This window comes from Micromonospora sp. MH99, assembly GCF_021442385.1.
Classification (GTDB): domain Bacteria; phylum Actinomycetota; class Actinomycetes; order Mycobacteriales; family Micromonosporaceae; genus Micromonospora.
In genome coordinates this window covers 1-9,028 of sequence record NZ_MUZA01000123.1, presented here as the reverse complement: position 1 = coordinate 9,028, position 9,028 = coordinate 1, and the positions used below count along the sequence as shown (strand labels likewise).

Sequence of the window (9,028 nt, the reverse complement as noted above, 5' to 3'; positions counted from 1 at the left end):
GCAGCGTCCGGGCCAGGTCCCAGCCGTCGCGCAGTGATCCGGCGGTGGGGCGTTCGGCGGCCCATTCGGCGAAGGTCGCCGGCCACGCCGCGCCGAGGCCGGCGGCGAGCAGCGGCCAGTGTCGGGCCACCTCACCGGCCCGTTTGCGGCGCAGCGCAGCCCGGGTGGCGGCCAGCGGTCCGGCCGCGAACCCCGCCGGCGGCGGACCTCCGGCGACAAGCGTCGCCACCAGCTCCGCCTGCCGGGCGGCGAGCCCGGTACGGGGATCGGCGCCCGTCACGTCACGGCCGGGAAGCCGGCGGCGGCGGCCAGGGCGTCCAGTTCGGCGCGCAGCTCGGCGGCCGGTGGGTAGCCGCCGTCGCGTTCCAGCAGGAGCGCCGGTGGCCGCTGCCGGGCGCAGAGCCGGCGGACCAGTTCCAGCACCTCCGGCGGCACCGGATCGGTGTGCGTGTCGTGGTAGAACCCGCCGTGCTCGGCACCGCCGGCCACGTGCACGTAACCGATCCGGTCCAACGGCAGCCGGTCGAGCAGCGCGAGCGGGTCCTCACCCCGGTTACGGGCGTTGGCGTGCACGTTGGCGATGTCCAGCAGCAGCAGCGCACCGGTGCGGTCGAGGATCTCGGTGAGGAAGTCCGCCTCGTCCAGCTCGTCGTCGGGCCAGTCGAACAGGGCGGCGATCGGCTCCAGCGCGATCGGCACGGGGAGCTCGGCCTGCGCCCGGGCCACGTTGGCGCAGACCGCGTCGACAGCCTCGGCGTTGCGCGGCAGCGGCAACAGGTGCCCGGCCTCCAGCCCACCGGCCCGGACGAAGGCGATGTGCTCGCTGACCAGCGGGGCGTCGAGCCGCTGCGCCACCGCGGCCAGGTGGGCGACACGGGCCTGATCGACCGGCTCGGCGCCGCCGAGGGAGAGCCGCACCCCGTGCGGTACGACTGTCACACCGCGCTCGCGCAGCTGCGCCAGCCCCGGCGGGAGCGGCCCGGTGGCGGGCACCGACTCGGCCACCACCTCGACGAAGCGCAGCCCGGGCAGCTCGGCCACGAAACCGGCGATCTCGGGACGCCAGCCGATGCCGACGCCGGACGGGGCGGTCATCCGCCGCACCCGCCTCCGCCGCACCCGCCCCCGCCACCGCAGGAACTGCCGCCACCGCAGGAGCTGCCGCCGCCGCACGAGCTGCCGCTGCCTGACGAGCCGGAGCCCGACGACCAGCCGCTGCTGGCGATGGCCTGGCGCTGGATCTCGGCCTGCTCGGCGAATCCGGGGTCGATCGCCCAGAGCGACGCGGTGCCGTACAGCGCCACGCCCATCGCCGCGCCCGCCGCGCCGTAGGTGGCGTACGCGGGAGACGAGGCGGGGGCCAGGTGGTTGTTGCGCTTACGCAGGTCGCGCAGCATGGCCCGACCGGCCCGACTGGTCTGTGGCACGCGCCAGAGCAGCAGCACCGCCACCAGCACCCCGACCAGGGTGAGCAGCAGGTAGCCCACGGGCCGCCCGTTGGTGAGGCCGGCGAACAGCCGCACCACGCCGAGCACCAGCAGCGCGGCGAGGAGCCGTGCCCACCGCCGCGCGGTGGCGCGTCGCTCCGGGCTCACGAGCAGGCCGCGCTCTTCGAGGCCGGTGCGGAGCTGGGCGAGCGCGGTGACCACCCGGTCGTTCTGGTCCAGGTCGCGGACGCGGGAGTGCTGGTGGGCCGCCCAGTGGATGGCGCCGTCCAACGGGGTGAGCCCGGTCGGCGCCGGCCCGACGGTGGTGAGTCGACGGTCCGGCCGTACGCCGATCGCGCCGCTGCCGCGCAGCCCGCCGAGCGCGGCGTGCACGGCGAGTGCCGGCCCACCGTTGAGGTACGCGACCTGTTGGGGGCCGAGCGGGTCGGCGCTGGCGTGGCCCCCGTCGGTGGCGAGGCGGACCCGGTGCAGCACCGCGAGGGCGACCACGACGGCGGTCGCCACGAGGTAGAGCCGGAGGAAGGTCGGGCCGGGGATGCCCCAGGTGTCGCCCGACGCGGCGTGGACGATCATCGGCTGCTCCTGTCGCCGGAGGGATCGGCGGCCCCATTGTGGAGCACGACCGCCACGGTCCCCGTCCCGGTATGCGGCAGGCGTTCAGCGGCGGCGGACGGCCTCCTCGACCAGGTCGAGCACCGGACCCAGGTCGCCGGCGGGTCGGCCCATCGCCAGGTGCAGCACCAGGCCGTCGTAGGCCAGCTCCAGGAACTGGGCCAGCACGTCGATCGGTACGTCCTCGCGCAGCACCCCGGCGTCGCGCTGGCGGGCCAACCGGTCCCGGGTCGCCTCGGCGATCGCTGCCGACCGCTCGGCCCAGCGTTTGGCGAACGCCGGATCGGTCCGCAGTCGGCGGGAGACCTCCAGTTGACTGCCCAGCCAGCCGGTGGTGTCGGGGGAGACCGCGCGGGCCAGCAGATCGCGCATCACCTGCACCAGACCGTTGCGGGCCACCGTCTCGACCATCGCGGCGGCGTCGTCCTCGGCGACGGCGAGAAAGAGCGAGTCCTTGTCCCGGAAGTGGTGGAAGATGGCGCCCCGGGACAGCCCGGTGGCCTCCTCAAGGCGACGGACTGTCGCCCCCTCGTAGCCGAGCCGCGCGAAACACGCCCGCGCGGCGGCGAGGATCTCCTGCCGGCGCGCGTCGAGCTGGTCCTGGCTTACTCTGGGCACACGTCGATCGTCGCAGGTCACCCCGGGCCATGCAAACCGTACGTACGGCTTGGTGCGGTGCCGTTTACCATCCTCCGGTGACCCCGCTGCACCCCACGCCCACCGCGGCGCTGACCGTCGCCACCGTCCAGGCCACCCCCGTCCCCGGTGACGTCGCCGGCAACGCGGCGGCGGCCGCCGAGCTGGTCCGTCACGCCGCCGGCCAGGGCGCCCGCGTGGTCGTCCTCCCTGAGCTGTACCTGTGCGCGTACCACCCGCCAACCCTCGCCGCCGACCCGGTCGGCACCGACGTGGCTGTCGACCCGGCCGGGGTGGTCGCCGACGCCCGACTCGACCCACTGCGCGACGCGGCGCGCACGGCCGGGAGCACCCTGGTGGTCGGGGCGGCGGCACGGCACCCGGACGGCCGGCGCACCATCGCCGCCCTGGTGGTCGACCGCGCCGGCACGATCCGGGTCGGGTACGACAAGCAGCAGTTGTGGGGCGACGAGCGCGAGCTGTTCACCCCCGGCGGTCGGGGCGCCACGCTGCTGGTCGACGACTGGCGGCTCGGGTTGGGCATCTGCTACGACGGCTGCTTCCCCGAGCACGGCCGCGCCGCCGCGCTCGACGGCGCGCACGCCTACCTGTGCCCCAGCGGCTACCTGGCCGGCTCCGAGCACCGCCGGGACCTGTACTACGCCGCGCGGGCCCTGGACAACACCATGTTCGTGGTCTTCGCCAACGCGGTCGGCGGCAGCGACCCGTGGCGGTTCAACGGTGGCGCGGCGATCTACGACCCGCAGGGACGTACGCTCGCCCGGGGCGCCGACGAGGGCACGGCGGTGCTGGTGGCGACCCTCGACCCGGCCGCGCTCGCGGACACCCGGTCGGCCCATTCGATGCTCGCCGATCTGCTGCCGGGCCAGGGCGGCCCACGGGTTTCGCTGACCGGTTGAGCCCACCGTCAGGTCGACGCCCGCGGGATCTGTTGGCGGACACGTCGGTCCCGTAGGGTGCCCGAGTGCCACTGCTCCTGCTGGACCTGGACAACACCCTGCTGGATCGGGCCGGGCCGTTCCGCCGCTGGGGTGAGCGCTTCCTGGACGGCATAGGTGCGCCCCCCACCGACATCGACTGGCTGCTCTCGATCGACGCCGACGGTCTGACCGACCGCTGGGATCTCGCCGACGCCATCCGGGACCGCTACGAGCTGCGTATCCCCTCGATCGACCTGGTGGAGGAGCTGCACGACGGGGTGGTGGAGCAGACCCGCCTCGATCCGCTGACCGCCTGCGCGCTGCGGATCGCCGACGACGCGGGCTGGGTGCCGGTGGTGGTCTGCAACGGCACCGTACGCGTCGAGGACGCCAAGATCCGCCGTACCGGCCTGGACCGGTACGTCGCCGACTGGGTGATCTCCGAAGAGGCCGGGGTCAGCAAGCCCAACCCGCGGATCTTCGCGCTCGCCGCGCAGCGGGTCCGGATGCCGCTGCGCGGCGCCTGGGTGGTCGGCGACAGCCCGGAGGCGGACATTGGCGGCGCCGCGGCCGTCGGATTGCCGAGCGTCTGGCTGCACCGGGGACGGACCTGGTCGGACGTCCGGTTCGCGCCGAGCCGCACGGTGGACGGGCTGATCGCCGCGGTCGCCACGGTGCTCGCGAGCTGACGGGGTTCGCCGCCGCCGGACGCGGCGTGCACCCGGCCGTTGCAGCGGCCGCGGTAATTCGATTGACCCGCCGTCGGGGCGACGGCAGCATGGGCGGCGCATCGTGCACCCGGGCGTGCGCCCGGTCGAGGAGAGGGGGTCGGTCATGGCCGTCTTCGCAGGTCGCTTCCAGCTGCCTAACTCAGCCTCGACCAAGGGAACCTCACCACAGTGCGCGATCATGACCTGCCGGCGCTGGAGCGCCGCAGCCGCGGCAAGAGCCGCTTCGACGACGACGAACCGCAGTTTCTGAAGCGCGGGCGGCCCACCGAGCCGCCCGCCGACCCCGACGGCGAACCCGACCCGGCCACCGGCGAACGCTGGTCGTCGTGGGACGACGCCGTCCACGGCCCCGAGCCGCACCCGCAGTGGCTGATCACCGAGCTGGCCGCCAAGGACACCGAACTGGGTGTGCTCAAGACCGGCAAGGAGGCGGACGTCCACCTGGTCCGCCGTGCGGTACCGGACACGGACCGATCCTGCCTGCTGGCCGTCAAGCGATACCGGGACGCCGAGCACCGGCTGTTCCACCGTGACGCCGGCTACCTGGAGGGGCGCCGGGTGCGGCGGTCCCGGGAAAACCGGGCGATGGCCGGCCGGACGGCCTTCGGCCGGCAGATGATCGCCGGGCAGTGGGCGGCGGCCGAGTTCGCCGCGCTGGCCCGGCTCTGGGAGATCGGCGCCGGGTACGACCGGATCGCCGTGCCGTACCCCGTGCAGTTGCGGGGTACCGAACTGATGTTGGAGTTCGTCGGCGACGCCGAGTCGGGGCTTGCCGCGCCTCGACTGGCCCAGCTACGGCCCGGCCCGGTGGAGCTGCGCGACCTGTGGGGCCAGCTGGTCGAGGCGCTGCGCGTACTGGCCCGGGCCGGCTACGCGCACGGCGACTTGTCGCCGTACAACCTGCTCGTGCACTCCGGGCGGCTGGTCGTGATCGATCTGCCGCAGGTGGTCGACGTGGTGGCGAACCCGCAGGGGCCCGAGTTCCTGGCCCGCGACGTGCGGGTGGTCAGCGCCTGGTTCGTGGCCCGGGGGCTGAGCGCCGAGCAGGTCGACCCCGGCGCACTGACGGGGGAGCTGCTGCGGGAGGCGGGCATCCGCTGAGCGGAGCGGGTCGGGCGGCCCGAGCGGCTGCCCGACCCACCCCCAGCGGTCACTGCAGGTAGCGCTCGACCTCGGGCTTGGGGCGTTCGCCCTGGGAGTCCGGGTCGCCGTGGGTCTCTCGGGCGGCCCGACGGCGGCGCAGCAGGTCCCAGCACTGGTCGAGGGACTCCTCCAGCGCGCGGAGCCGCTCGCTGGCCTCCCCCTCGGTGCCCGACTCGTGGGCCTGGGCGTCCGCGCGCAGCCGGTGTTCCTCGTCGACCAGCTCGGAGATCCGGTTCAGGATGGTCTTGTCGTCCATGCCACAGAGCCTGGCACAGGGTGCCCGGCATCGCCCGGATTCGCAGGTACCGGTGCGTCCTGGCTCACACGCGCCGCCCGCCCTCTGGGATCGCACGGGTGCGACCCGGTGGGTGGCTCCGCTGGGCGTGCGGCCCCCCGGCCCGCCGTCCCGCGGGTCCTCCGGCGGCCACGACACCGACGGGTACGGGTGCGACCTGCACCGGTGCCGCATCCTGACAATCCACTCAGGATCCGAGCCCGCCATGGACATCGATGTTCATCGGGCGCGTCGGTGGAATCTCACCGGTCACAGGTCTAGAGGTGCCCCCGAATTGGTGAGATGCTTCCGTCGCCCAGAAGGTGAAAGTTCCACAGTCCCGTCCGGCCGAAGTGGACAACCCAGGCCGGCGGAACGACGAGGAGACGTTGCATGTCCCAGGTGTCCGATGCCGGCCCCGCCCCCGTCAGCACCGAACCCCGAAAGATTCCGCTCCGTCGCGCCCTGCCCGCGCTGATCCGCGACCCGCTCGGCGCGCTGGTCGACTTCGCGGACGCCGCCGGCGGTGAGGTCGTCCGGCTGAACCTCGGCTCGTTCCGCCCCTACCTCGTCAGTCACCCGGAGCACCTGCAACGCGTCCTGAGGGACAACGTTGCCAACTACACCCGCGACGGCGACGGCCTGTTGTGGCGTCCGGTCCGTCGGATCGTCGGCGACGCCATCCTGGTCGCCGAGGGCGAGATCTGGGAGTCCAGCCGCGGCGCGCTGCAACCGCTGTTCACCGCGAAGCGGGCCGAGACGCTCGTGGACCGGATGGCCGAGGCGATCAACGAGGCCGTCGACGAGTGGCTCGAACCCGCCCGCGACGGCCGCCCGATCGACGGCGGCGGCGAGCTGACCCGGATCGTGCTGCGGACCACCATGCGGGTCCTCTTCGCCGACCGCATCTCGGTGCCGGACGCGCTGCGGATCAGCGCCGCGCTGGACACCGTCACCACCGCGATGCTTCCGCGCCTGCTGGTGCCCTTCGTGCCGTACGCGGTGCCGATGCCCGGCGACCGACGCTTCGCAGAGGCCGTGCGGACCATCGACGAGGTGGTGCTGCCGATCATCCGGGAGGCCCGGGCCCGGCCCACCGACGGCGACGACATCATCTCCACCCTCTGTCGACCGCGCGCCGACGGCAGCGAACCCGACGAGTACGCGATCCGCGGCGACGTGGTCGCGATGTTCTCCACCGCCACCGAGACCACCATCGCCCTGCTCTCCTGGCTGTGGCCCGTGCTGGCGTCCCGACCCGACGTGGCCGAGCGGATGACCGACGAGATCGAGCAGGTGGTCGGCGCGGAACGGGTCGGCCGCGAGCACCTGCCGCAGCTGCGTTACGGCCGCATGGTGCTCGACGAGATGCTGCGGCTCTACCCGGCCGGCTGGATGATCCCCCGCACCGCGGTGCGCGACGACGTGCTGGGCGGTGTGCGGATCAAGGCCGGTGGCACCGTGCTGGTCAGCCCGTACGTCACCCAGCGGATGTCGACGTTCTGGGACGACCCGACGCTGTTCGACCCGGAGCGCTTCGCGCCGGAGAAGCCCCGGCGGCGCTACCGCTACTCGTACTTCCCGTTCGGCGGTGGCCCGCACCAGTGCCTCGGTCAGTACCTGTTCCTGCTGGAGGCGCAGCTCATCGTCAGCACCGTGCTGAGCCGCTACCGCTTCCGACTGCGCGAGCCCGTCGGCCTGACACCCCGGCTCGGTGCCTCGCTGCAACCCAAGCAGCGGGCCGAGCTGATCCTCACTCCGGTCGAGCGGCCGGTCGCGTCGTGACCGGGGCGCCGTGGCCGGTGCAGGCCGGGCCCGACGCGGTAGCCGAGCAGGGCCGGGTGTGCGCGCTCGCCGTCCGTGGCGTCCGCGACCTGCAGGGCGTCACCGCCGCCCACCCCGAACTCTTCGACGCCGCGCCGTTCGACGCCGCGCTGCTCAGCTCGGTGGCCACCGCTATCGCGTTCACCGCGCCGTGGCACACCGCCGCCGAACTGCGGATCACCACCCGTACCCTGCTCTGGGTCTTTGCCGCCGACTGGCAGGTCGACTACCTGGCCCGGTCCGCCGACGACGTCCGGGCGATCGTGACCGACTGCCTGGCGGTCGCCGACGGCGCCGCGCCGCCGCCGGGCCGGCACCTGGCGCGGCTGCTGGCCGACCTGCGCGACGAGTTGACGACCGTCCCGGCGTTCGGCCGGCTGTGCCCGATCTGGCGCGACGAGCTGGCGCGGATGCTCGCCGCCGTGTCGCGCGAGTGGGACTGGAAGAACCTGCCGACCGACCCGACCACCGGGCGGCGCCTGCCGGACCTGGACCGCTATCTGGACAACGCCGACAACCTCGCCTGCTCCTTCGTCAACGTCACGCACTGGATCGCCACCGGCGACGAGCGGACCCTCGCCCAGTTGACCGACCTGCTGGACGCCGGACGTGGCGTGCAGCGGGTGCTGCGACTGGTCAACGACCTCGCCACGCACGGGCGGGACGCCGAGTGGGGCGACCTGAACGCCCTGCTGCTGGTCGACGACCCGGCGCGGGTGCACACCCGGCTCGCCGAGCTGACCACCCGGTCCCGCGGCGACCTGGCCGCCCTCGCCGAACGGTGCCCCCGCCAGGCGGACTACCTGCACCGGCAGATCTCCTTCACGGGTGGCTTCTACCAGCTGTCGGACTTCTGGGGGGCGCGCGATGAGTGAGGGCTCCCCGCGCGTGCTGGCCGAGCCGGCCACCGACGCCGCGCGCGAGCTGATCGCCGGCCTCGCGCTGCGACAGTGGGGGCAGGTCGCCCCCTCGGTGTACGAGAGCGGTCGGCTCGTCGCCGGTGCGCCCTGGCTGCCGGGGCACCACCAGCGGATCGGGTTCCTGCTGCGCGAGCAGCGCCCGGACGGCGCGTGGGGCCCACCCGAGGGGTACGCCCTGGTGCCCACGCTCAGCGCCACCGACGCTCTGCTCGCCGCGCTGGCCGACGGCGGGTGGTCCGGGGCGGACCTGCTCGCCCCGGTGGCGCGCGGGCTGGCCGCGCTCGCCGGCCCACTGCTCACCACGCACGCGCGGGCGTTGCCGGACACCCCTGCGCTGGACCTCATCGTCCCGGCGCTGGTCGAGTCGATCAACGACCGGCTGACCCGGCTGGACCGGGCGACCGCCGACCGGCTGCCCCACCCGCCGCTGAGCCTGCCACCGGGGCTCGGCCCGGACCGGTTGCGCGCGGTGCGGGCCGCGGTGGCCGCCGGGGCGCCG

9 protein-coding genes and 2 pseudogenes are annotated in these 9,028 nt (G+C 74.2%); 6 read left to right on the top strand and 5 right to left on the bottom strand.

What is annotated here, in order from left to right:
* From B0E54_RS31575 to B0E54_RS31560, 4 genes and pseudogenes are all read right to left on the bottom strand, one after another.
* A pseudogene (locus tag B0E54_RS31575) lies at positions 1-280 on the bottom strand (hypothetical protein); the annotation flags it as partial.
* Entirely contained in the window at positions 277-1,095 is an 819-nt protein-coding gene (locus tag B0E54_RS31570) for a DUF692 domain-containing protein (RefSeq protein ID WP_234591497.1), read from the bottom strand. The gene B0E54_RS31570 and the pseudogene B0E54_RS31575, both read right to left, overlap by 4 nt.
* Positions 1,092-2,021: a TIGR04222 domain-containing membrane protein gene (locus B0E54_RS31565; protein ID WP_234591496.1), complete on the bottom strand. Its 930-nt coding sequence runs from the start codon at positions 2,019-2,021 to the stop codon at positions 1,092-1,094. The genes B0E54_RS31570 and B0E54_RS31565 overlap by 4 nt, the downstream gene beginning before the upstream one ends.
* 84 nt (positions 2,022-2,105) lie before the next feature.
* Positions 2,106-2,678 carry a TetR/AcrR family transcriptional regulator gene (locus B0E54_RS31560; RefSeq protein ID WP_234591495.1) on the bottom strand — a complete coding sequence of 191 codons (573 nt, stop codon included), beginning with the start codon at positions 2,676-2,678 and terminating at the stop codon, positions 2,106-2,108.
* 77 nt (positions 2,679-2,755) lie between these two features.
* Between B0E54_RS31560 and B0E54_RS31555 the strand changes: the two genes are divergently transcribed.
* The 3 genes from B0E54_RS31555 to B0E54_RS31545 all read left to right on the top strand — a co-directional run bounded on the left by B0E54_RS31555 (position 2,756) and on the right by B0E54_RS31545 (position 5,469).
* On the top strand, positions 2,756-3,616 hold the full coding sequence (locus B0E54_RS31555) for a carbon-nitrogen hydrolase family protein (protein WP_234591493.1): 861 nt from the start codon (positions 2,756-2,758) through the stop codon (positions 3,614-3,616).
* 65 nt (positions 3,617-3,681) lie between these two features.
* A complete protein-coding gene (locus B0E54_RS31550; protein ID WP_234591492.1) occupies positions 3,682-4,326 on the top strand; it encodes an HAD family hydrolase in 645 nt (214 codons plus the stop codon).
* A 210-nt stretch (positions 4,327-4,536) separates the two neighbouring features.
* Positions 4,537-5,469 carry an RIO1 family regulatory kinase/ATPase gene (locus B0E54_RS31545; protein ID WP_234591491.1) on the top strand — a complete coding sequence of 311 codons (933 nt, stop codon included), beginning with the start codon at positions 4,537-4,539 and terminating at the stop codon, positions 5,467-5,469.
* Positions 5,470-5,518: 49 nt separating this feature from the next.
* Here B0E54_RS31545 and B0E54_RS31540 read toward each other — a convergent pair whose 3' ends face one another.
* Complete coding sequence (locus B0E54_RS31540; protein ID WP_234591490.1) at positions 5,519-5,767, bottom strand: DUF2630 family protein; 249 nt, start codon at positions 5,765-5,767, stop codon at positions 5,519-5,521.
* Between the two features lie 465 nt (positions 5,768-6,232).
* On the opposite strand from B0E54_RS31540, the gene B0E54_RS31535 reads away from it, so the two are divergent.
* From B0E54_RS31535 to B0E54_RS31525, 3 genes and pseudogenes are all read left to right on the top strand, one after another.
* Positions 6,233-7,570 carry a cytochrome P450 gene (locus tag B0E54_RS31535; protein ID WP_234591499.1) on the top strand — a complete coding sequence of 446 codons (1,338 nt, stop codon included), beginning with the start codon at positions 6,233-6,235 and terminating at the stop codon, positions 7,568-7,570.
* Positions 7,567-8,484: a terpene synthase family protein gene (locus B0E54_RS31530; protein ID WP_234591489.1), complete on the top strand. Its 918-nt coding sequence runs from the start codon at positions 7,567-7,569 to the stop codon at positions 8,482-8,484. Before B0E54_RS31535 ends, B0E54_RS31530 begins: the two co-directional genes overlap by 4 nt.
* Positions 8,477-9,028: pseudogene (locus B0E54_RS31525) on the top strand (prenyltransferase); the annotation flags it as partial. The gene B0E54_RS31530 and the pseudogene B0E54_RS31525, both read left to right, overlap by 8 nt.

Excerpts from the sequence above, each read along its gene's own strand:
- B0E54_RS31565 (WP_234591496.1), bottom strand. The coding sequence starts at position 2,021 with ATGATCGTCCACGCCGCGTCGGGCGACACCTGGGGCATCCCCGGCCCG.
- B0E54_RS31570 (WP_234591497.1), bottom strand. The coding sequence starts at position 1,095 with ATGACCGCCCCGTCCGGCGTCGGCATCGGCTGGCGTCCCGAGATCGCC.
- B0E54_RS31540 (WP_234591490.1), bottom strand. The coding sequence starts at position 5,767 with ATGGACGACAAGACCATCCTGAACCGGATCTCCGAGCTGGTCGACGAG.